Annotated in this window: 19 protein-coding genes; 13 read left to right on the top strand and 6 right to left on the bottom strand. The window is 44.5% G+C overall.

Annotated elements, in window-relative coordinates:
• Nucleotides 1–321: 321 nt before the first annotated feature.
• The 7 genes from hutU (at nucleotide 322) to QS795_RS14720 (ending at nucleotide 9,651) form a co-directional block, all read left to right on the top strand.
• Complete coding sequence (gene hutU, locus QS795_RS14750; RefSeq protein ID WP_154599763.1) at nucleotides 322–1,989, top strand: urocanate hydratase; 1,668 nt, start codon at nucleotides 322–324, stop codon at nucleotides 1,987–1,989.
• Nucleotides 1,990–2,046: 57 nt separating this feature from the next.
• Nucleotides 2,047–3,243 (top strand): CaiB/BaiF CoA transferase family protein, encoded by a 1,197-nt coding sequence (locus tag QS795_RS14745; protein ID WP_318626567.1) that lies wholly within the window; start codon nucleotides 2,047–2,049, stop codon nucleotides 3,241–3,243.
• The gene (locus QS795_RS14740; RefSeq protein WP_154627772.1) at nucleotides 3,240–4,376 is read left to right on the top strand and encodes an acyl-CoA dehydrogenase family protein; all 1,137 of its coding nucleotides are present in this window, start codon (nucleotides 3,240–3,242) and stop codon (nucleotides 4,374–4,376) included. Before QS795_RS14745 ends, QS795_RS14740 begins: the two co-directional genes overlap by 4 nt.
• A gap of 282 nt (nucleotides 4,377–4,658) precedes the next feature.
• A complete protein-coding gene (locus tag QS795_RS14735) occupies nucleotides 4,659–6,098 on the top strand; it encodes a purine-cytosine permease family protein (protein ID WP_154603483.1) in 1,440 nt (479 codons plus the stop codon).
• A 138-nt stretch (nucleotides 6,099–6,236) separates the two neighbouring features.
• Nucleotides 6,237–6,992, top strand: a complete 756-nt coding sequence (locus QS795_RS14730; RefSeq protein ID WP_286269765.1) for an electron transfer flavoprotein subunit beta/FixA family protein — start codon at nucleotides 6,237–6,239, stop codon at nucleotides 6,990–6,992.
• A gap of 14 nt (nucleotides 6,993–7,006) precedes the next feature.
• Nucleotides 7,007–7,957: an electron transfer flavoprotein subunit alpha/FixB family protein gene (locus QS795_RS14725; RefSeq protein WP_286269767.1), complete on the top strand. Its 951-nt coding sequence runs from the start codon at nucleotides 7,007–7,009 to the stop codon at nucleotides 7,955–7,957.
• An 11-nt stretch (nucleotides 7,958–7,968) separates the two neighbouring features.
• On the top strand, nucleotides 7,969–9,651 hold the full coding sequence (locus QS795_RS14720; protein ID WP_286269769.1) for an electron transfer flavoprotein-ubiquinone oxidoreductase: 1,683 nt from the start codon (nucleotides 7,969–7,971) through the stop codon (nucleotides 9,649–9,651).
• A 189-nt stretch (nucleotides 9,652–9,840) separates the two neighbouring features.
• Here the strand turns inward: QS795_RS14720 and QS795_RS14715 are convergent, their stop codons facing one another.
• Entirely contained in the window at nucleotides 9,841–10,554 is a 714-nt protein-coding gene (locus QS795_RS14715) for a UTRA domain-containing protein (protein ID WP_154603479.1), read from the bottom strand.
• A gap of 349 nt (nucleotides 10,555–10,903) precedes the next feature.
• Here QS795_RS14715 and QS795_RS14710 point away from each other — a divergent pair, with 349 nt between their 5' ends.
• Both QS795_RS14710 and QS795_RS14705 read left to right on the top strand, forming a co-directional pair.
• Complete coding sequence (locus QS795_RS14710) at nucleotides 10,904–12,088, top strand: hypothetical protein (RefSeq protein WP_286269772.1); 1,185 nt, start codon at nucleotides 10,904–10,906, stop codon at nucleotides 12,086–12,088.
• Nucleotides 12,088–13,218 (top strand): hypothetical protein, encoded by a 1,131-nt coding sequence (locus QS795_RS14705; protein WP_286269774.1) that lies wholly within the window; start codon nucleotides 12,088–12,090, stop codon nucleotides 13,216–13,218. Before QS795_RS14710 ends, QS795_RS14705 begins: the two co-directional genes overlap by 1 nt.
• 98 nt (nucleotides 13,219–13,316) lie before the next feature.
• Here the strand turns inward: QS795_RS14705 and QS795_RS14700 are convergent, their stop codons facing one another.
• Nucleotides 13,317–14,609, bottom strand: coding sequence for an MFS transporter (locus QS795_RS14700; protein ID WP_154627764.1), 1,293 nt, complete (start codon nucleotides 14,607–14,609; stop codon nucleotides 13,317–13,319).
• A 256-nt stretch (nucleotides 14,610–14,865) separates the two neighbouring features.
• Between QS795_RS14700 and QS795_RS14695 the strand changes: the two genes are divergently transcribed.
• The 3 genes from QS795_RS14695 (at nucleotide 14,866) to QS795_RS14685 (ending at nucleotide 18,475) form a co-directional block, all read left to right on the top strand.
• Nucleotides 14,866–15,222, top strand: coding sequence for a YcgJ family protein (locus QS795_RS14695; RefSeq protein WP_286269776.1), 357 nt, complete (start codon nucleotides 14,866–14,868; stop codon nucleotides 15,220–15,222).
• 537 nt (nucleotides 15,223–15,759) lie between these two features.
• Nucleotides 15,760–17,163: a tryptophanase gene (locus tag QS795_RS14690; protein WP_036956054.1), complete on the top strand. Its 1,404-nt coding sequence runs from the start codon at nucleotides 15,760–15,762 to the stop codon at nucleotides 17,161–17,163.
• Nucleotides 17,164–17,227: 64 nt separating this feature from the next.
• Nucleotides 17,228–18,475, top strand: coding sequence for an aromatic amino acid transporter (locus tag QS795_RS14685; protein WP_286269779.1), 1,248 nt, complete (start codon nucleotides 17,228–17,230; stop codon nucleotides 18,473–18,475).
• Nucleotides 18,476–18,547: 72 nt separating this feature from the next.
• Here QS795_RS14685 and QS795_RS14680 read toward each other — a convergent pair whose 3' ends face one another.
• On the bottom strand, nucleotides 18,548–18,985 hold the full coding sequence (locus QS795_RS14680; RefSeq protein WP_132496611.1) for a DUF411 domain-containing protein: 438 nt from the start codon (nucleotides 18,983–18,985) through the stop codon (nucleotides 18,548–18,550).
• A gap of 447 nt (nucleotides 18,986–19,432) precedes the next feature.
• On the opposite strand from QS795_RS14680, the gene QS795_RS14675 reads away from it, so the two are divergent.
• On the top strand, nucleotides 19,433–21,019 hold the full coding sequence (locus tag QS795_RS14675) for a methyl-accepting chemotaxis protein (RefSeq protein WP_154603473.1): 1,587 nt from the start codon (nucleotides 19,433–19,435) through the stop codon (nucleotides 21,017–21,019).
• Nucleotides 21,020–21,362: 343 nt separating this feature from the next.
• Here QS795_RS14675 and fis read toward each other — a convergent pair whose 3' ends face one another.
• From fis to prmA, 3 genes are all read right to left on the bottom strand, one after another.
• Nucleotides 21,363–21,659 (bottom strand): DNA-binding transcriptional regulator Fis, encoded by a 297-nt coding sequence (fis, locus tag QS795_RS14670; RefSeq protein ID WP_004258438.1) that lies wholly within the window; start codon nucleotides 21,657–21,659, stop codon nucleotides 21,363–21,365.
• A 14-nt stretch (nucleotides 21,660–21,673) separates the two neighbouring features.
• Nucleotides 21,674–22,651, bottom strand: a complete 978-nt coding sequence (gene dusB, locus QS795_RS14665) for a tRNA dihydrouridine synthase DusB (protein ID WP_036956067.1) — start codon at nucleotides 22,649–22,651, stop codon at nucleotides 21,674–21,676.
• Between the two features lie 329 nt (nucleotides 22,652–22,980).
• Nucleotides 22,981–23,865, bottom strand: a complete 885-nt coding sequence (gene prmA, locus QS795_RS14660; protein WP_286269784.1) for a 50S ribosomal protein L11 methyltransferase — start codon at nucleotides 23,863–23,865, stop codon at nucleotides 22,981–22,983.
• Nucleotides 23,866–23,884: the final 19 nt, after the last annotated feature.

Here is a 23,884-nt window from a genome sequence, read left to right as displayed (position 1 = left end):
TTTTTGTGTAGAAACAGCACCCTAGTTATTGTTGTCTAACTTTTCTCCATCTCCCTTCTCCACTGTAGCGACAAAAATTCAAATTTCAATGTATATACTTTGTGAATTAAATGTATATATATTTAATTATCAACTAAGCAAACAGGGCAAAAAGAGTTGTTCTCAATCGTTCTTTGATTTTATTTAACAAATTGATTTTAATGTTAAATATAAAGATTCCTACGGTGTGAGAATGATCTGGCAGCCACTAACTCAACAATGATAAATAACCGAAATTGTTAATTTTGCGTTAAACCAAGTGGATGGATAGGGGATAAAAGAATGTTAAACCGTACAGATTCAACACGCGTGATCCGTGCCCCGCACGGTAGCCAAAAGAGCTGTAAAAGCTGGCTGACTGAAGCCGTCTACCGCATGATCCAAAATAACTTAGACCCAGATGTCGCTGAGCATCCGCAAAGCTTGGTGGTGTATGGTGGCATTGGACGTGCAGCCCGTGATTGGGAATGTTATGACAAGATTTTAGACGTCTTAAAAACCCTCGAAGACGATCAAACATTACTGGTGCAATCCGGTAAACCAGTCGGGGTTTTTCCAACCCATGTAGACGCACCACGCGTTTTAATTGCTAACTCCAACATTGTTCCTCATTGGGCGAATTGGGATCATTTCAACGAATTAGATCGCAAAGGCTTGATGATGTACGGGCAGATGACTGCCGGCTCATGGATCTACATCGGTTCACAAGGGATCGTACAAGGCACTTACGAAACTTTCGTTTCACTGGCAAAACAGCATTTTAATGGTAACCCTGCGGGGCGTTGGATCCTAACTGGCGGCTTAGGCGGCATGGGGGGAGCACAACCTTTAGCGGCAACGATGGCTGGCTTTAGCATGATTGCGGTTGAGTGCGATGAAAGCCGCATCGACTTCCGTTTAAGAACCCGTTACGTAGACAAAAAAGCCACTTCACTGGATGAAGCGTTGGGTTATATCGAAGAAGCCAAAGCGAGCGGCAAGCCAGTTTCTGTCGGTTTACTTGGTAATGCGGCGGATGTGTATAGCGAGTTAGTTAAGCGCAATATCACACCGGATTCAGTCACCGACCAAACCAGCGCCCATGACCCAGTACACGGTTATCTGCCACAAGGTTGGACATTAGCCCAGTGGCGTGACAAGCAACAAACTGCGCCAGCCGAAGTGACTAAAGCGGCGAAGAAAAGCATGGCGGTGCAGGTGGATGCCATGCTGCAAATGCAAAAGCGTGGCTCAGCCGCGTTCGACTACGGCAACAACATCCGCCAAATGGCCAAAGATGAAGGTGTGAATAATGCCTTTGATTTCCCAGGATTTGTGCCTGCGTATATTCGTCCGCTGTTCTGCGAAGGAATTGGTCCATTCCGTTGGGTGGCACTGTCTGGCGACCCTGAAGATATCTACAAAACCGACCAAAAAGTCAAAGAGCTGATCCCAGATGATAAACATCTGCATAACTGGCTGGATATGGCGCGCGAGCGTATTGCATTCCAAGGTTTACCGGCGCGTATTTGCTGGGTGGGGCTGAAAGACAGGGAAAGATTGGGACGCGCGTTTAACGAGATGGTGAAAAATGGGGAGCTAAAAGGCCCTATCGTCATCGGTCGTGACCATCTTGATTCTGGCTCTGTTGCCAGCCCGCATCGCGAAACGGAATCCATGAAAGATGGTTCTGATGCCGTCTCTGACTGGCCATTACTCAATGCGCTGCTGAACACCGCAGGCGGGGCAACGTGGGTGAGCTTGCATCACGGCGGCGGCGTGGGAATGGGCTTCTCTCAACATGCTGGTGTGGTGATTGTGTGTGATGGCACCGATGCCGCAGATAAACGTCTTGCTCGTGTGCTGCACAACGACCCAGCAACTGGCGTCATGCGTCATGCGGATGCCGGTTATGACATCGCCATTAATTGTGCGAAGCAGCAAGGCCTTAACTTGCCAATGGTCAAGTAATGTCGAATGCCGGCTCCATGGAGTCGGCACCTTTTAGCCTCACATAAGGAATTCACGATGAATGCGGCAATGACTCAAAAACCACACGGGCCTCTGGCTGGGATCAAAGTGATTGATTTAAGCCGTGTGCTAGCAGGGCCTTACTGCACTGGCATGATGGCAGACTTGGGCGCAGAAGTGATCAAAATCGAAGTGCCTGATCATGGTGATGATAGCCGTCATCTTGGTCCTTTTATTGACGGTGAAAGTGTTTATTACGGGCTGATCAATCGCGGAAAACGCAGCATTGAGTTAGATCTTAAAGACGATGGCGATCGTCAGATTTTATTCCAATTGATCAAAGGGAGTGATGTGGTGGTGGAGAACTTCCGCCCCGGCGTCACCAAGCGTCTTGGGATCGATTTCGATAGCGTCAAACAGATTAATCCCAACATTATCTACGCCAGCATTTCAGGATTTGGGCAAAACAGCCCCCTTGCGAGCTATCCAGCGTATGACATTGTGGCACAGGCCATGTCTGGGTTGATGAGCGTGACAGGCTCCCCAGAGTCGGGTCCTACGCGCAGTGGTGAATCCATCGGGGATGTCTGTGCGGGCGTATTTGCCTCATGGGCGATTAGCAGCGCACTGTTTGCTCGCGAACGTCACGGTGAAGGTGCGCAATATCTGGATGTTGCCATGGTGGATGTGCTGCTCAGTATGCAGCTCACTGGGTTATCTAACTTATTTGCAAATGGTAAGGCGCCAAGTTTAGTGGGTAATCGTCACCCTGTTTCCACGCCATTTGATACTTACCAAGCAAAAGATGGTTTGGTGGTGATCGCGATTGCCAGTGAAAAACTGTTCCAGCGTTTCTGTGAATGTATGGGGAAACCGGAGCTATCCCAAGACCCGCGTTACTTGAATGACCCGACTCGTACGGTAAACCAAGCGGCGCTACGTGAAGAAATTGAGCGCTGGACAGGAACAAAAAGTGTCGAGGAAGTGTGTGACTTACTCCTGAATGCTGGCGTTCCTGCCTCACCGATTCACAATTTACAGCAAGCGACGCAAAGCGAGCATGCTGAAGTTCGCCAGGTGCTAACCCACTTAAATGATGGTGGTACTCCTCTGATTTCTCAGCCTGTTTTCTTTAATGGCGTGAAACCGAAGGTCACCCAAAGAGCCCCTGTTCTTGGGGAAGGCAATGAACGCTATAAATCGACAGCTACAGTCACAACGACAACGATAAAAAGCGCGGAGACGATGCAATGAGTTTTGATATTAATGAAACCGAGTACGCCATTGTAGAGGCCGTTGAAAAAGTGTGTCGCGATATCCTGCAAGCGAACGCTCAACGCTATGACGAAGAAGAAATTTTTTGTGCGGAAAGCTTAACCGCACTAGGTGAAATGGGCTGTTGGGGAATTAACTTACCGGAGCAATATGGTGGTTTTGGGATTGGCAGCATTGCCATGAGCATGATTGTTGAAGCGGTGGCAGCGGCTTGTGCCTCGACATCCTCCGCATTGACCGCCCATTTCTTAGCAACAGATTCTATTCTGATTGGCGGAACTGAAGAGCAAAAAAATTATTGGTTACCAAAAGCGGCGAGTGGTGAATTACTGGGTGCGTTTGGGTTAACTGAGCCCGCCGCAGGTTCAAATCCCGCGGATATGCGTACCACAGCAACCCGTGAAAATGGCGGTTGGCGCATTCGTGGCAACAAACACTATATTACCAATGCCAAAGAAGCGGATTTTATTGTGCTGTACGCCAAAACGGACGTCGAAGCAGGCGCACGTGGCATTAGTGCTTTTATGATCCCAAAAGGGACGGAAGGCGTCGCGTTTTCTCAGCCAGAAAAGACCATGGGGCTGCGTGGTAGCACCATCTATGAATTAGCACTCAACTGTTGGCTGCCAGAATCGGCATTACTAGGCGAAGAGGGCAAGGGTTTCCATACGGCGATGGAAGTGTTGGATAAAGGTCGTGTAGAAGTGGCGGCAACGTCATTGGGGATCGCCCGTGCAGCCATGGAAAGTACATTAGGCTGGGTGAAAGAGCGTCAGATTGGTAAGAAGCCGCTGGCAGCCTATCAAGGGACGCAATGGAAGCTTGCTGATATGCACACGCAGCTGGAAGCCGCGCGTATGCTGACATGGAACGCGGCTGAGCTGCGCGATTCTGGGCAGCGTTTTAGTTTGCAATCAGCCACCGCAAAACTGTTTGCGGCGGAATGCGCCGGTTTTGTGACGGATGCCGCGCTGCAATTGCATGGGGGGTATGGTTATATTCGCGATCTACCCCTAGAGCGCTATGTACGAGATGCCCGCATTTTGCGTATCTTTGAAGGGACGTCAGAAATTCAAAAAATCATTATTTCGCGCGCCGTTCTCGACGCTTAATTTTGATGTGATCGACCCGATAGGTAAGACAGGACTTATCGGGGTTTTTCCAGCTATGAATATCTAAGCAATAACAGGAGCACTACCCTGACAACAGGATCATGGACTTAAAAACACAACAACAATCAGGTTTAAGAATGTATTTCAATTATTAATGACGGGTAGATAAAACAATAACATACCTGCATCACGTCAAATGTCTGTGCTCACAACATAGAGAATTCATTACTGACGACTAATTGGTTCATTCTTTAAGCCAGCCTTGCTTAAAGAGGAATTACCATGACAGTTTCCAACGATATCATCGGGCAAAAGCAGTCTCGCCAAGATAATGTTCCGCTTATCGAAGCACGTTCCATTGACTATATTCCTGAATCTGAACGACACGGGACTTTGTCGAGCCAATTCACACTGTGGTTTGGGGCTAACTTACAAATCACCGCAATCGTCACCGGTGCGCTAGCGGTTGTACTGGGGGGCGATGTCTTTTGGTCGTTGATTGGCTTGTTTATCGGCCAATTACTGGGGGGCGCGGTTATGGCGCTCCATGCAGTACAAGGTCCGAAGCTGGGTCTACCTCAAATGATCTCCAGCCGCGTGCAGTTTGGGGTTTATGGTGCGGTCATCCCGATTTTATTAGTCTGCATGATGTACGTCGGATTCTCGGCCAGTGGGACAGTATTGGCGGGGCAGGCTGTGGGGCAATTACTGAATGTCAGTGATTGGATGGGGATCGTGATTTTCGGGATTGTGATCATCGGTATCACTATTTGCGGTTACCGCATCATCCACATTCTCGGTAAAGTGGCGAGTGTCGTCGGCGTTATCGCCTTCTTCTACCTGTTCTTCCGTCTGTTCTATATGAATGACGTCTCAGTATTATTATCAAATCGTCATTTCGATTGGACAAATTTCCTATTAGCGATGTCGCTATCGGCTTCTTGGCAGATTGCATTCGGCCCTTATGTGGCGGATTACTCCCGTTATTTGCCGACCAAAACCCCAACCATTAAAGCGTTTTTAGCGGTGGGTTCAGGGACAGTGATTGGAACTCAAGCCTCGATGATCCTAGGGGTGTTTGCGGCAGCACTTGCCGGCAATCAATTTGCGGGTCATGAAGTTTCCTACATTGTTGGCTTAGGCAGCACGGGCTTAATTGCAGCGCTGCTGTATATCAGTATTTTCTTTGGCAAAGTGACGATTACCGCGCTGAATGCTTACGGTAGCTTTATGTCGATGGCGGCGATTTGGTGTGGTTTCCGTGGTAAACACCAGATTTCCCGTGGGCAGCGTCTATTCTTTATTATCCTCATGGTGAGCTTTTCGACGGCTTTAGGTCTGGCTGGGCAACACTCATTCTTAAAACTGTTCTCGGCTTTCTTGCTGTTCTTATTAGCGTTCTTTACGCCATGGAGTGCGATTAACTTAGTGGATTACTACTGGGTGACGAAAGGTCGCTACGATGTTCCGCAATTATCCAACCCGAATGGCCGTTATGGTCGCTGGAACAAAGTGGGGATCATCACCTACGTGGTTGGCGTATTGATTCAAATGCCATTTATTGCCACCGGATTCTATACAGGCCCGTTGGTCGATAGCCTAGGCGGCGTGGATATTTCGTGGATTGTCGGTTTAGTGGCCACCAGTATCATCTACTATGTCGCGGTAAAAATTTGGCCAATGTCAGTGGCGCCAAGCCTGATATTGCCAGAAACCAAATAAGGTTTATTTCTTAGGTAACATCTTAATTTTCCAACGATAAAAATAGTCAGTGATGGCGTCCTAGCAGTGAAAATATTCACTGCTATGGGCTCCCTAAACTCAAAAATAGCAGTAACAAAGTGCGCGATAGGAGTGGTTATGAAAATTTTAGTCGCAGTAAAACGGGTCATTGACCATAACGTCAAAGTACGGGTTAAAGCCGATGGCTCTGGAGTTGAGCTGGCGAATGTCAAAATGGCGATGAACCCGTTTGATGAGATTGCGGTAGAAGAGGCGGTACGCTTGAAAGAAGCGGGCAAAGCTACCGAAGTAGTTGCAGTCTCCATTGGTGAAGCCACGGCGCAAGATACGCTGCGTAGTGCAATGGCGATTGGGGCTGACCGAGCCATTTTGATTCAAAAGCCAGCAGAGATGGTGTTAGAGCCGCTGGATATTGCCCGTCTTTTACAGCAAGTGGTAAATCAGGAGCAACCGGATTTAATTTTACTCGGCAAGCAAGCCATTGATGATGATTGCAACCAAACTGGGCAGATGCTTGCAGCGCTATTGGGTTGTGCGCAAGCCACCTTTGCCTCACACATTGTGGTCGAGGGCGAAACGCTGCAAGTCACGCGTGAAATCGATGGCGGCTTAGAAACCTTATCCATGGGATTGCCTGCGATTGTGACTATCGACTTGCGTTTAAATGAACCTCGCTATGCCACATTGCCTAACATCATGAAGGCAAAGAAAAAACCATTAGACATCATTGATATTTCCACACTGAATTTTAGCCCATTAGAGCAAGTAAAAATCGTCAACGTGATGGAACCGAAAAAGCGTTCTGGGCAGTGCACCATGTTGAATGATGCCGCCACGTTAGTGACTGAACTGCAAGCCAAAGAAGTGATTTAACAGGGAGCCTGAACATGAGCCAATTATCCGTTTTAGTCGTTGTTGAGCACGATAACCAAACCATTAAATCTTCAACCTATAACAGCATAACGGCGGCACGCGAAATCATTGCACAGGGCGGAAGCCTACATGTGTTGGTCGCGGGAAGCCAAGTGGCTGCAGTGGCACAATCTGCGGCTTCCATTCTCGGCGTCGAAAAGGTGATAACCATCGATGCCGACCCGCTCAAAAATGCGCTGGCGGAATCTATGACGAGCGCGGTGGTTGCCGTGGCACAAGGTTATAGCCACATTATCTTCCCTGCGACCACATTCGGTAAAAATATTGCCCCTCGCGTCGCTGCCACGCTGGGTGTTTCTCAGATTTCGGATATTACCCACGTGGTGGATGCACAAACATTTATCCGCCCAATTTATGCCGGAAATGCGTTGGCAACGGTACAAAACAATGGCAATCAGGTGGTGATCACCGTACGCAGCTCAGCATTTTCAGGAGCGACTGCAACCCAGTCCCCTGTAGGTATCGAACCTGTGTCTGTTGCGCAGTTCACCCAACTTGCGGAACTGACTAGCCAGTCATTAACCCAGATGAGCCGTGCGGAATTAAGCTCTGCCAAAGTGGTGATTTCAGGGGGGCGGGGTTTAAGTTCCGGTGAGAATTTTGCTTTGCTGGAAACCATTGCCGACAAATTAGGGGCTGCGGTGGGGGCTTCCCGTGCGGCAGTGGATGCGGGGTATGTGCCAAATGATTATCAAGTCGGACAAACGGGCAAGATCGTCGCGCCAGATCTGTATATTGCAGTTGGGATCTCCGGCGCCATTCAACATATCGCGGGCATGAAAGAGAGCAAAGTGATCGTGGCGATTAATAGCGATCCAGAAGCGCCGATTTTCCAAGTGGCAGACTACGGCATTGTGGGGGATCTGTTTGAGATCTTACCTGAATTTGATAAAGCGCTGGCGTAGGAGAGAGCAAAATGACTATCGACAATAGTGCGAATGTTTCGGCGTCTTGTGCGCGAGAATCCATGGAGTTTGATGTCCTGATTGTCGGTGGTGGGCCCGCAGGATTATCGGCGGCAATTCGCATTAAACAGCTCTCGTTACAAACCGGTCGGGAGCTTAGCGTCTGCTTAATTGATAAAGGCGCCGAAGTTGGGGCGCATATTTTATCGGGCGCAGTGATCGATCCCCGTGGACTGAATGAGTTATTACCCGACTGGCAGCAAACCATTTCTGCCTCACTCACCGCCGTCAGTGAAGATCGTTTTTTATGGCTCAAAGAGAACAAAGCCAGCAAATTGCCATTATCTTTGTTACCTACTTGCCTGAAAAACCACGGTAATGTGATTGGCAGCCTTGGGCAAGTCAGTGCAGCACTTGCAGTAGAAGCGGAGCAACTCGGTGTCGATATTTTCCCGGGGTTTGCGGCTACCGAAATCCTTTTTGATGATGCAGGACAGGTTATTGGCGTCACCACTGGCGACATGGGGCTAGACAAACAGGGCAACCCAACGGCTATGTATCAAGCCGGTATGAACCTGTTAGCCAAAATGACTTTTTTCGCTGAAGGGTGCCGAGGGCAACTGGGTAAACAGTTAATTTCTCATTTTGATTTAGCGGCAAACCGCGGTAAACAGACTTATGGACTGGGTCTCAAAGAAATTTGGCAAATTCCTAAAGAGCAGCATCAAGCGGGGCTCGTGGTGCATTCAATCGGCTGGCCGTTGGATAACCAAACCTATGGGGGCGGATTCGCGTACCACTATGGGGAAAACTTAGTCGCTGTGGGGCTGGTGGTAGGGCTGAATTATGAAAATCCTTATTTATCCCCATTCGATGAATTTCAGCGTTTAAAAACTCATCCTGCCTTCAGTGCTTTTTTGCAAGGAGGTGAGCGCGTGAGTTATGGGGCGCGTACCATGGTGGCGGGGGGGTTATCCGCATTACCAGAGTTAAGCTTCCCCGGCGGTGCATTAATTGGCGATGATGCAGGTTTTTTGAATGCAGCGCGCATTAAAGGTAGCCACTGCGCGGTGAAAAGCGGCATGTTAGCGGCAGAGGCTTTATTTGAATCGTTCGTCGAAGATAGCGTCGATTACGCAGAATTTACCCGCCAATTTCAGCAAAAGTTCGAACAAAGCTGGTTGTATGACGAACTTTATCGGAGCCGTAATTTCAAGCCGTATATGAAAAAAGGGTTAGTGATGGGGTCGTTGATGTTCGGTGCTGAGCAATGGTTATTAAAGGGGCGTAGCCCTTGGACGCTGAAGCTCAAACGGGATGATCACCAAAGGCTTAGGCCTGCCAGTGAATTTCAGCCTATCCATTATCCAAAACCGGATGGCAAACTGTCATTTGATAAACCCTCATCGGTGTTTTTATCCAATACAAACCATGCAGAAGAGCAGCCTTGCCACTTACGTTTAAAAGATAATGAAATTCCTATTCGCGTGAATTTATCCACTTATGCTTCACCGGAAACGCGATATTGCCCTGCGGGTGTGTATGAAATAGTGAATGATCAGGCGCAGGAAAAACTGCAAATAAATGCGCAGAACTGCCTGCATTGCAAAGCGTGTGATATCAAAGACCCTCTGCAAAATATTACGTGGACAGCACCGCAAGGGGGAGAAGGACCTATTTATCAAGGCATGTAGTTATCTTTGTTGTGAGAAAATGATTTGTTGTGATGTTGATGTGTTGATACCTGACGTAATGTCTGTGATGTGGAGATTATCGAACGGTATTTTCGTTGTTTATCAGTCGTTTTGGGGCCAGAGTGCCCCATTTTTTATGCTTGTTTTATTTGGTAACAGCTTTATTTGATGAATGTTTATTACCAAAGATTAACTTTCAATGCGGGAATGTAATTTCAATTTATAGCGGGAGCCTGCACTGATCATATTGACGTAGCTGATCAACGTGCTGCCTGTCCATGTACGGCGGCTTAGCTGCAAACAAGGGGCATGTTCTTTGATGGATAAGGCTTGAGCGATAGGCTTAGTAGCCAAAATTGCTTCAATAGTGTGCTCCATTTCACTGACAGGGAAATGGCGCTGTAAATAGCCGCTTGGAGTTTCACTATTGCCAAAATGCTGCTGAACAAATTCAGGGGCAATACTATGATTCACATAGCGTTCCTCTAGCATCAGTGGAATGTCATTTTCAAAATGCAGCATTTTGCAGTAGCCAATATCGCTGCCTTCCGTGACACCAAGTTGTAGGGCAATTTCTGCGGTGGCAGGGATGATTTTTAGCTGTAGCTGGTGGCCTGCATATTTATTCCCACTAACTGAAATTTCATCAAAAATATCAAAGGCTTTGGTGACGGGGAGTTCATGCTTTTGAGTAGCAACAAAAGTCCCTTTTCCTGCAATCCGATTTAAGATGCCTTTCTGGCTGAGTTCAGAAATCGCTTTATTTACCGTCATACGGCTAACATTAAATTGGGCACATAACTCAAGTTCAGTGGGGATCTGAGTTTCGGGTTTGAAAATCCCTAAATCAATACTCCGTAGGATGTAAGATTGAATTTGCTTGTAGGCCGGTTTTGATGTCATCGCGTTTATTCAAATTTGTCGTTAACGGTAGGGATAAAATAACGGTTTCTTGGGATGTAATGTATTCAAAATAACTCATCTGCGCCAGTCTAGCAGTAATTATTTCCTTTACTAGAGTCTGGTTGCATTTTAAGAGTAAAACAGGCATTTATCAGCTTTTAACTGATTGCCTTTGAGCCTGTAATTATCTGAATTGTTCTATTATAGGGTAAGTTTAACTAGGGCAATATACCTTTATTTATTATCATAATGTTAAATTAACTATAACAAATAGGCATCATTGATGGGTGTTCAATATTTTCACGTTAAGCTAATTCAGTGCGATTATAAACAGGTTTCACCAGAGGGCATGGTGAGACTAATAACTTCAGATAAAGTGTTTTTTTTCAATGCTGAAGATTTTGAAAACAGCCAAATATTTTTGGAACGATTGAATAAAGACGACAGGTTGATTATTTCTGCTGAACAACTGAATGATGGGAGCTATTGGCTCAATTGGGTGTATCACCCAGAACATGGCCGTTTGGAACCCGATAGAAACCTTAAATTTGACAAAGGGTTAGTAAAACAGTACCTGCTATCATTTGGGCTTGCTGCACTCTTTATTCCCGCATTTTTTTGCGTGTTTAATGATGAAGAGAGCACATGGTTAATTGTTTTAGGTTCATTATTAGGCATGGCGGCTTTTGTGGGGGCTGTTCTGCTGTCTATGTGCATTTCACAAACCTTCACTATTTTTAGCCGAAAACGAAAAACCATCTTACGCGCATTAGATTTAGTGATAGCGGGCAAGTTTCAGGTAATTCATGGCGAAAGTCTGATTCAGATTGAAGGAATTAAAAACCCGAAATCCAAACCACTCAAAATAAATTCTCGAAAGCAAAAGCTTATCCCTGAAACCGCGTTGCAGGTGACAAAAGGCAAAGTGAATATTAAGAGTATCAAGACAATTGAATATTATTATCGTGGGGGAACATACACCCGCAATGAAATAGAGCTTCAAGTGAATAAAAGCCATTTAAACCTCAAGTTAGATGGCTCAAAACCCTTCTTTAATAACCACAGCTTTTTTCTCGCTCAAGGGGATGAGGTAGAAGTCTATCACTCCAAAGTCGAAGATGGGTTTCCTGATAGCGTCGTATTTGGTCTGTATAACCACCAAGATAATTTAGCTTACACGTTGTCTGCTCGAGGTATGGCGCAAGAACGCGGGTTGTATCTGGCGTTATGGGGGATCACGGGCATTATTTTGGCATTATTCTTGGCGATTTTTGGCGCGACAGCAATTAGCGATATTGTTGACAGGGGAAATCACTGGGATTATTGGGATTGGCTGTATTTGCTCGATAATGACCTGATATTTATTGGTTTTGCCAGCTCGATAACATTGGGTATCTGTTTTTTAATTGCCCTTGGTATGGCGGCTTATTATCGATTTTCGAAACGGGGTAATGGCTATTACCAAACCCAAGCTGTCTTGAGCGCATTACGACGCCAACAAGGTAAAGATACTTATGTTATGGAGGTACGCTAATGAATCCATTTTTAAGTTGGCGTTTTCTGGTGACGGGTGCCGTTTTCTTGGTGTGTATTGGATCAACATTGATACTGGTATTTGGTGGGGATGATACGCCATGGCAGTGGAAAGAGAATAGCCAAGAGAGCAATGCTTATATTGCGGATTATGATTATGCCAAAACGTATCCTGCGAAAGACGGCACGCTGATCATTGCCCAGAAAAATGGCCGCTCATCCTACTATTACAATCGGTCAGATTTGTTTTCGCCTGCACAGGAAGATAGTTATCAGGTGTTAATTGCCAATAAAGATGGCGTGCGTTTTATCACGCAATTTAGCGACAGTTTTTATAACGCGGTGTGTGAAGAGTCTCAGTGCCTTTTAATGGTGCGCGATGGGTATCGAATTGTGAATTTAGCGGACAATTCGATTACGCCTCTAACGCCTTGGAAAGATGGGTATGGTGAATACATTTATGCGGCAATTACCGGGAAAATGTACCAAAGTGGTCAGGGGAAGCCTTATGTCTTGATCGACAACCAAAAGATCTTCACCAGCATGGATAAAGGGCTTACGTGGCAATATTTGATGGATCCTCGCGAGCTTGTGAAGCGTTTTTATCCTGAAGAAATCGCGGATAATTCGACATTTTCTTATGCGGTTCATGATGGCAATGTGATTGTGTGGTACAGCTATGGCAACGAAATGGGCTCTCTTGAAGTGGTGGTGAACATCGCACAGAAAAACGTGGTGAGCCATCGATGGTTGCCTATTCGTATTAATGAGGCGGTTCAGAATCAGAAAGGGGATATTTATTTGGCGGCTCAGGAGCCTTCTCGCCGATTATTTTCCCTTTATCAGTATCAAGACGGGAATTTTAAGCTGATCAAAGAAGCGGGTTATAATCATCTGCAAGATATGGTTATCTGGGATGATGGCTTGTTGGTGATGGAATCCGCGAGAAGCGGACAGAAATGTTTGATCCTCGATTTTGCTAGCAATCAATTGCATCGCCGCTCAGAGCTAGAATGGTATCAAAAATTATATATTCCTGAATTACGTGGGTTTATTGAATTATCAAGTAATTACAGTGATTCTCCAGCGTTAACCGCAGGCGAGAAGGTACATTATCGTTTCGCGTATTAATTTTAATGTATTGATTTCAAAATATTAGTTTCAAAATTGAATAGGGGCGATATGCCCCTATTTGCCAATTTACCTCTATTTACTGGCTAACCCGCTATCTATGGGCGTTTTCGTGGCAGTAAAATCACGGCTGTTGCCGCTATCACCGCCACCACCGAGAAGGCGATAAAGTTCCAGCTGGTCGCTATCCCCAAACTGGCGATATACGCACCAAACATAGGCCCCGTCATCGCACCAATTCGTGAGAAACTTAATGCCCAGCCAGTCGCTGAAGCACGGGCTTTTGATGGGTAATAATTGGCGATGTAGCCAGTTAAAATCAGCGCTGCGGAAATACTGCCGACCCCAGCAAACGCCACAAGTAAATAGTTAATATAGATATTTTGTTTGAAAACCATGCAGCCAATGCCTATCGCGCCGAGCAAGAAGAAAAAGGCAACCGAGCCGCGAACGCCGCGTTTATCTGCAATTTTTCCTAAGAATAAGCCCCCTAATGCGGATGCTAAGCTAAATACCACAAGGAAAGTTAGGCTGGAACCTAAGTTATAGCCTTCTTTGCGCATAATCGACGGTAGCCAGGTATTTAAGCCATACACCAGCAACATGCCGCAGAATAGGGCTATCCAGAAACACGCGGTTGCGCGCAAATGTGTCCACGCAAAAACCACGGAGACTATCTCTTTCAAACGTTGAGGTTGCTGTTTTTGCTGTGCGGGTGGTGCTTGATATTCAACGTCTAACTTCTGTGCCAGAGATTGTGCTTCGGTGTGGCGCCCTTTGTGAGTCAAAAACTCAAGGGATTCAGGCAAGATGCGTGCCATCGGCCAAATTAACAAAAGCGGTAATGCACCAAAGCCAATCACACTGCGCCATCCAAATTGTTCTAGCAGCCACATGGCGACCAGTGCGGCGCTGAGGATCCCCAATGAGTAGCCGGAATACATAATGCCGTAGTTAAAAGAACGTTTTTCAGCAGGGGAATATTCGATGGTCAACGCGGCTGCGACGGGAATAACACCCCCGAGTCCAATGCCACCAATAAAACGCATCAACCCAAACATCCAAGGTGTTGGGGCAAGGGCAGCGGCAAGCATCGTCAATGAAAAGAGCGTGACGCAGGCTAAAAGCATACGGCGGCGCCCGTAGAGTTCACTCAGCGTACCGATAATAAATGCCCCAAAAAACATGCCGACTAAAGCGTAGCTGCTAAGAGCGCCAAGTTCTAAAGGGGTGAGATTCCACTGTTTATATTCTGCGAGAGTGGGAAGAACAGCGCCCATCACGCCAACATCATAGCCTTCAAATAGAATGCTCATCCAGCAGATAAATAACACTTTCGAGGTGGTTTTTGTGGTGCCAAAAGATTTAATCGCGACTGTCTCTGTTGTCATACATCACTCTCTTATGGGGTGCTTAGTTGGGTTGAATGCAGAGTTGCAGGTATTTTTATTATTTAAATTGCCGCTTATACACTCATCTTTTCTGCAATAAATAACAATTGAAAGTGTTAATGAAAAGTTAAAATCATGCACTAAGTGGATAGAGTTAGCAGTAAACATTAAATAGTGGTGACGACTGGGAATTTATCCACAAAATAAAACTCTAATGTGATATTGCAGTTGTGTTATTACTCAAAAAAGGCGTTATATGAACTTAAAAGCAGTGTGTCTCGTAGGGCTTGTGATCGCGGCATTACCAATGTTGGCGTCAGCAAAATCGACTTCAGCCTTAAAATCCCCAGAAAAGAATGTGTTATGCGATAAATATGTGTGCGTTAGCGCCAAAGAGGGCGTTTCTGTTGCACTAACGAAAAAATACTTAGGTGATAAACGCGCGAAAGCAATTGAGCAAGGTGGCGATTTTGATAAAACGGCGATGACGTTTGCCAATGGAATTTTTTGCGATATTAACGAGCAAAAATGCCATGTGGATCGTTACTTTGAGGCTGATGGTAAGCGAAGCGCAGTATCTAAAGAGTACACTCAAAAACTGTTTGGAAAATAATAGTTATATTTAGATTGTTAAAATCCTTACTAAAAGTAAAGCCTTTGTATAAGGCTTTACTTAATTAAAATAAATTCGATTTTAAATGACTTTTTAACGTTAGAAAATTAAGTTTAAAATTACTATCTATTATTTAATTATAAAATAACCTCAATTTATTAACCTTTATTTAATGGTTGTTAAGATAAATAATATTGTGACCCTAATCATAGTGCGGAGTGGGATTTAACGCTTTTTGTGATGCAGGTAAAAATAATAGACAATTGCTATTATATTTATCTAAGAATTGTTATATACCATACTCAAGGTTGTACTAATTCCTTGCTAATGGGAGTCATAGTATGTTTCTTTTAAGTGAGTTGTTAATGTCGAGGCGCTTCTTCTATTTGAAGAAATGGTTCAATATTGATATTTCTTTAGCCTTTTTCTTTCCGCACAAATAACCTTTCTTTTTTCTCTCTCTCAAGATCTATTCGCTTATTTTTATAAGTTCGAATTTCTGTTTTTATTATTTAATGAAAAATTAAAGGTATTATCATGGCTAAAAGAATCGTTGAACCGTTCCGTATTAAAATGGTAGAAAATATCCGTATTCCATCAAGAGAAGAACGCGAAGCGGCATTAAAAGAGGCGGGTTATAACCCATTCTTATTACCGAGTAGTGCTGTTTATATTGACTTGTTAACGGACTCCGGTACTAACGCAATGAGCGACCACCAATGGGCAGCGATGATCACGGGTGATGAAGCGTACGCGGGTTCTCGTAACTATTATGATTTAAAAGATAAAGTTAAAGAGATGTTTGACTACGACTATGTGATCCCTGCTCACCAAGGTCGTGGTGCTGAGAACATGTTATTCCCTGTTTTACTAAAAGTGAAACAAGAACAAGGCGGCGCGAAAAAGCCGGTATTTATTTCTAACTTCCACTTTGATACTACCGCTGCCCACGTTGAATTAAATGGCTGTAAAGCGATTAACATTGTTACCGAAAAAGCTTATGACTCAGAAACTTATGATGATTGGAAAGGTAATTTTGATATTCAAAAATTAAAAGATAATATTGCAAAACATGGTGCTGAAAACGTGGTAGCGATTGTTTCTACCATCACCTGTAACAGTGCGGGTGGTCAGCCAGTTGCGATGGATAACTTGAAAGAAGTTTATGAAATCGCAAAACAGCATAATATCTTTGTGGTAATGGACTCTGCACGTTTCTGTGAAAACGCGTATTTCATCAAAGAGCGTGATCCAAAATATAAAAATTCCACAATTAAAGAAATCATTCTGGATATGTACAAATACGCTGATGCGCTCACTATGTCAGCGAAAAAAGACCCACTGTTAAACATTGGTGGTCTGGTCTGTATTAAGAATGACGAGAAAATCTTTACGTTGGCAAGACAGCGCTGTGTACCAATGGAAGGCTTCGTGACTTACGGTGGTTTAGCGGGTCGTGATATGGCGGCAATGGTACAAGGCTTAGAAGAAGGGGCTGGGGAAGATTACTTGCATTATCGTATCGGTCAGGTGAAATATCTGGGTGACCGTTTACGTGAAGGCGGTATCCCAATTCAGTATCCTACTGGTGGACACGCTGTGTTCGTGGACTGTAAAAAACTGGTTCCACAGATCCCAGGTGACCAATTCCCTGCGCAAGCTGTGATTAATGCGCTGTATTTAGAGTCAGGTGTTCGTGCTGTTGAAATTGGTTCATTCCTATTAGGTCGTGATCCTGAAACGGGCAAACAAAAACATGCTGATATGGAATTCATGCGCTTAACTATCGCACGACGTGTTTATACCAACGACCATATGGATTACATTGCAGATGCTCTGATTGGCTTGAAAGATAAATTCGCAACGCTGAAAGGTTTAGATTTCGAATATGAGCCACCGGTACTAAGACACTTCACTGCAAGATTAAAACCCATCAAATAATAGGTAGTTCTGCGGGTTCCCGTGCAATGCGGGAACCTTATCCCTTATTTTTAAGGTGACCAACATGAACAATTCGGCAGCCAAGAAAGAACCCTCCATAATGGTAGGGGGTTTTGTGCTAGGCGGAGCCATGATCGGGGCAGGTATGTTTAGCTTGCCAACCATTATGGCTGGAGCTTGGTTTATTAACTCGATAGTAATATTACTGATTGTTTGTTTCTTTATGTTTCACTCAGGGATCTATATTTTAGAATGTATATCCAAATATGGAGCCGGCACTAACTATTTTTATATTTCAAAAGAATTATTACCAAAATGGGCCTGTTATATTGCCAATGCAGCATTAATATTTGTTTTATATATATTGATATATGCTTATATTTCTGCGGCCGGATCTGTTATCAAAGAAGCGTCGGAAATATATGGATTTGATGTTAACTTAAGAGTGATATTTGTTATCTTCACTTTACTGTTAGGTGCAAGTATTTGGTGGAGTGGTATTGCGGCAAGTCGATTAACATCATTATTTTTATTTATTAAAATTGTTTTATTTATTCTCGCTTTCTCAGGGTTATTCTTAATTGTCAAAACTGACTTATTATTAACGTCTCCAGTGGGCGATAGTCAGTTATCTTTACTGCCATTTGTCTTTATTATTATTCCTTATGCCATCACTTCGTTTGGTTATCACGGTAACGTCTGTAGTTTGTATAAGCTGTATCATGAAAATGAACGTAAAGTGGTTAAAAGCTGTGTGATTGGTTGTGTACTGGCTTTAATACTCTATTTCCTTTGGATATTGGGCACCATGGGGAATTTACCTCGAACAGAATTCCTAACCATAATTAATAAAGGCGGAAACCTCGATGCGTTTATTGAGTCACTGTATGCGGTATTAAGCAGCCCACATATTGCGACATTCTTATTATGGTTCTCGATTAGTGCTGTATTTTGTTCATTCTTAGGGGTTGCGATTGGTTTATTCGACTACATTCTGGCGTCACTAAACTTTAATGATAATTCTTCAGGCAGAATGAAAGCGGCACTGTTATGTTTTATACCTCCTCTAGTTTTATGTATGTTATTCCCAAATGGTTTCTTAATTGCGATTGCTTATGCGGGGATGGCGGCGTGTATCTGGGCAATTATTTGCCCGGCAGTCATGGCATTAAAAGTGAGAGAGCGTTTCCCTAACTCGACGTTTAAAGTGTGGGGAGGCAAAGGGCTAATCTATGCAGTTATAGCCTTTGGTGTTGTTGGTATTATTTGTCAGTTGTTAGCGCAGTTTAATGTATTACCGATATACCGTTAATTTTTCAAATTAAGATGTAGTAATCACAGCCAAAGGTACAGCGAGGGTTTGCTGTACCTTTTTTATAGAAAACTAATAACGAGCAAATACGGATTGGCTACCATCCTTTTTAAAACTCATCACTGAATAGGCTTGTTTAAATCCGCTTGGTTGCTCCATACCTAAGCTGCCCGCTGGCATACCTCCGACAGCAATACCTGCAACGTCATCAGGTAGTGTATTGATTTTCGCTAAGCTATCGAGAGGAACGTGACCAACAACCAATTTGCCATTAATTTTGGCGGTATGGCAGCTGCGTAATGAGTTAGGTAAATTGGCTTCTTGATTGATTTTATCGATCTCTTGATAGGTGACATCGTGAATTTTCACGTCATAACCTGCGGCTTTTACTGCTTCGCCCCAAAGATGGCAGCAACCGCAACTTTCTTCTTTGTACAGGTCAACAACTTGGCTTGCTGCAACAGAGGAAAATGACGCCGCCAATAGTGCAGTGAATAACAATTTTTTCATGTCAGTATTACTCCAAAAATAAGATATTGTTATTTAAATAAAAAATAAGGGTGCGAAATTTAAGCAGGTTTGTATTTCTCTTATTCGAGTTCTTATGGAACTTCTGAACCATAAAGCTTCCCGTAGGGGGAAGCTCAAGAGATAAAACAGATTTTTGCTTATATTTACAGAACCTGATGATGGTGTTTTCTTACAGAAACAGAGCGATACTTTGGGAGGTCAATCACAAACTGGAAGATAGGGTAATTGTATGAAAATAGAACTCGCATGGATAAAAAACAGGCATTATGTCTCTAAAATCAATCATTAAGCCAATTTTTAATCGGATTATTTTGAGCTTTTTTTGATGTCTAAAAGTCAGAAAGCAATTGAAAATAATTAAATTTTTCTCTTTTACCGCCGATAAATTAAACAAAGATCATTTTATTTTATCAAAAGAGAAATTCCATGCAGAAACTTCGAAATTATTCAATACGTGCTGTGATGCTCGTACTACTTGGCATTTTATGCCTAAACCTTGGGGGCATAAGCCTGTATAGCGGTTGGTCCTTATCACGCATTTCTGACGGCATCCATGTTGATCGACAACTGGTGAAACAGATGACGGTACTGAGTCAGGGGAATGACCAATATTTTCGTTTTGTCACTCGCTTAACCCGCGTGATGGAAACCAAAAATGAGGGCAAAGAAGGGGATTACGCTTTAGTCAAAGACGCGCTCGTGAATATGGAGCGTTATCTTGAGGAGATGAAGTCAATTTCCCCAGGCCCGATGGATAAAGCCATTTCCGACCAAGTGATAAATAGCTGGCAAGCGCTGCTCGATGAGGGCGTGAAACCACAATTAGCTATTTCCATGGGGGATGATAAAGCGGCTTATTTGGCTCATGCCCATAATGTCACACCTGCGTTGAGCCGTACATTCGGCGCGGCTATCACCCAGTTTAACCAAACTGCGGATGTGATGATTGAACACACGCGGGAAGCGGTTGATGAGCACATGAATATGACGCGAGTAGTGATTATCATCGCGACCATTTTTGGTTTGCTAATTTTGATCTTCACTGACCGTTATCTGGCTAAGATGATGCAACGACCGCTGGAGCTGATCCGTCAATACTTCGATAAGATTGCGAAGGGGGATTTAAGCCAGCCAATTGAGCCATTTGGTCGTAACTGTGTCGGTAAACTTTTCCCATTATTAGAAGAGATGCAGAACAGTTTACGTGATGCGGTGTTGACGATCCGCAATGGTAGCGAAAGTATTTATCGCGGTGCGACAGAAATATCTAACGGCAATAGTGACCTTTCATCACGAACGGAAGAGCAAGCCGCAGCCTTGGAAGAAACCGCGGCCAGCATGGAGCAAATCACAGCAGCAGTGCAACTGAATGTGGAAAATACCCATCAAGCCAACCAATTAGCCGCTGAAGCCTTTGTAGTGGCTAATCAAGGGGATGCGATTGTTGAGTCCGTGGTGAGCACGATGGATGAGATCTCCCAGAGTGCCAAAAAAATCTCTGACATCATCAGCATGATGAATGACATCAGTTTCCAAACCAATATTTTGGCATTGAATGCCTCCATTGAAGCGGCGCGAGCAGGGGTTCATGGTCGTGGATTTATGGTGGTTGCTGCTGAAGTTCGTAAGCTTGCTAGCCACAGTGCCGATGCGGCAATGGAAATTGAAAAGCTGATTGCAGAATCGAGTTCCTGTGTGGAAAAAGGCACGCATTTGGTTCATGAAATGGGCTCGACAATGAGCAATATTCTGCAAGGGATCAACGAAGTGACGGCGATTATGAAACAAATCACGACAGCTTCGGAGGAGCAGAGTAAAGGTATCGCACAGGTGGGGGTTGCCATTACTCAAATGGACAGTGTGACACAGCAAAATGCGTCTTTGGTTGAGCAAGTGGCAACAGCTGCAAGTTCATTAGAGCATCAAACTGAAGAGTTACAGGAATCGGTCAGTAAATTTCAGTTAACCAGTGATGGACATACATTCACTGATTCCAAGGTTGCGATTGCATAATAGACGTTAATTACCAAGAAAACTTAGTAGGTTGAACCCAGTATGAACTTGCGTTTGTACTGGGTTTTTTTATTTATAGAGGAGTTTTACATGGCTAAGCCAATTCTCGGCTTTCATCCCCGCTAAATGCCACTCAGATGCGGTTGTTATCGCGTAACCCAGTCGACTGTAGCTATCTTTCAAGGTAGTAACATGTATCGGAGTGGGAACAAAATTAAACAGCAGAGGGGCACTTAACTAAGTATTAGAAAGGAGGGGGATAGTGTTCAGATCGAAAGGGACAAAAAAAGCCCTTTCTAAAATCAGAAAGGGCTTCTAAAAACACTGCATTAACCGACTAGGATTAGTTCATGCCGTATTTTTTCAGTTTCTTACGCAGAGTTCCGCGGTTGATACCCATCATCAGGGCTGCACGGGTCTGGTTTCCACGGGTATATTGCATAACCATGTCCAACAAAGGCTGTTCTACCTCAGCCAATACCAGCTCATATAAATCGTTAACATCTTGATTATTTAATTGAGCAAAATAGTTCTTCAGTGCTTGCTTAACTGAGTCACGTAACGGCTTTTGAGTTACTTGATCTTGTGAATTTACAGTTGCAACGGTTAGTACGTCAGAATTTACGCGTTGTTCGAACATAGTTCTGTCAGCTCTTATCTTTTATTTACGCAAAAATTTTCAAAAAATGCTTCCAACACCTCCAGCTGTTCGCTGGCATCCTCAATGGCGTTGAAGGAGCGCCGAAACTGGTCATCAGGTGCATGTTCTTGTAAATACCAAGAAACATGTTTGCGCGCTATACGGGCTCCCTTGCCTTGACCATAAAAGTCGTGCAGTTCCCGTACATGCCCTAACATAATGCTTTTCACGTCTGCCATAGGCATCGGTGGCAATATTTCACCTGTGTCCAGATAATGTTGGATTTCCCGAAAGATCCAAGGTCTTCCCTGAGCTGCTCGTCCTACCATCAAGGCATCCGCCCCTGTGTAGTCTAAAACAGCCCTGGCTTTTAGCGGGTCAGTAATGTCGCCATTGGCAATAACCGGAATGGAAACAGTCTGCTTAACTGCCCGAATGTTGTCATATTCAGCTTCACCGTTGAACAGACAGGCTCTGGTTCTGCCATGAATGGTCAGGGCTTGAATACCACAATCTTCGGCCAATTGGGCAATCTCTATGCAGTTACGCTCTTCAGGTGACCAGCCTGTGCGGATTTTCAGTGTGACTGGCACATCCACAGCGTTTACAACGGTTTCCAGGATTGATTTTACAATCTCCGGATAGCGCAGTAAGGCTGAGCCTGCAAGCTTACGATTCACTTTTTTAGCTGGGCAGCCCATATTGATATCAATGATTTGAGCGCCGCTCTCAACGTTAATTTGAGCTGCTGCGGCCATTTCATCGGGATCATTGCCAGCTATTTGAACGGAACGTACCCCGAGTTCATCGCGGTGAACCATCCTGAGTCTCGATTTATCTGTCTTCCAAACTTGTGGGTTAGAAGAAAGCATCTCCGATACCGTCATTCCAGCACCCATCGCATAACACAGAGACCTAAACGGTTTATCTGTGATACCTGCCATGGGGGCAGCAATAAGACAGTTTCTCAACTGATATTGTCCGATTCGCATAACTAAATGGGGGCCATACTGTGACTGCAAGGGCGCGTATATTACGCATTTTTTACGAGATATGAAAGGACAAACTTTGAGCAAACGGTTATTTATCACTAACTTTTTTATCTTGCTTTTTATAAAATAATAAAATTAGTGTTATTTAACAAGCTGTTAGGCGTTTTTTAACAACAGGAGCTAAAAATAACGATTACTTTGAATATCCAAGACTCACTTCTCGAGCAGAACAGATTATCATCAGCTATTGAGCAATATTTGAGCTGTAAGATAATCCATTCTGCAATTAATTTCAAAGAAATTATTCTTTGATTTTTACCGCAAACCCATTAAAAATGCTTGACACCAGTGATACGGCACCACTCATCTTTCTCTGCAATAGGGTCAATATTGAAGTCGGCACGATAAGCATCAGCAACCCCTTCAGCTTGGCTGGCTAATACGCCAGACAGACCTAAATGACCACCAGCACGCGGCAGTACACTGATCATCGGTGCAAGCTCACGCAATGGGCCTGCAAGGATGTTAGCGACAACGACATCAGCCTGAAGGTCTTGGGGTTGGTCTTTGGGTAAATAGAGCGACAGACGCTCTGAGACGCCATTACGTTCTGCATTATCGCGGCTCGCGAGGATAGCTTGTGGATCGATATCGATCCCGATCGCACGCGCTGCGCCGAGTTTTAATGCCGCGATAGCTAAGATCCCTGATCCGCAACCAAAATCGATAACGGTTTTGCCTTCAAGATCCAACCCATCGAGCCATTCAAGGCATAATGAAGTCGTCGGATGGGTTCCCGTACCGAATGCTAAGCCAGGATCTAGCATCACGTTAACCGCGGTAGGATCTGGCACATCGCGCCAGCTAGGGCAGATCCATAAACGTTGACCAAAGCGCATTGGGTGGAAGTTATCCATCCATTCACGTTCCCAATCTTTATCTTCGATTTGTTCGATTTTATGAACGAAGCCAGCGCCAAGTAATGGGCTATTTTCTAACTGAGCGACCACCCATTTCATATCGGTTTCAGCGTCATACAGACCAATAACGTCAGTATCGCCCCATAGGCGAGTTTCTCCCGGAAGCGGCTCGAAAACAGGGGTGTCATGGCTGTCTTGGAAGGTGACGGACACGGAGCCTGTTTCCATGAGTTCATCGCCAAGAGCTTCTGCGTCTTTTGCGTTTGAGTTTAGTCGTATTTGTATCCAAGGCATTTTCGTTTCTCTTGTCTTA

This window comes from Providencia zhijiangensis (assembly GCF_030315915.2).
GTDB lineage: Bacteria > Pseudomonadota > Gammaproteobacteria > Enterobacterales > Enterobacteriaceae > Providencia > Providencia zhijiangensis.
This window is presented reverse-complemented; position numbering and strand designations above follow the sequence as displayed.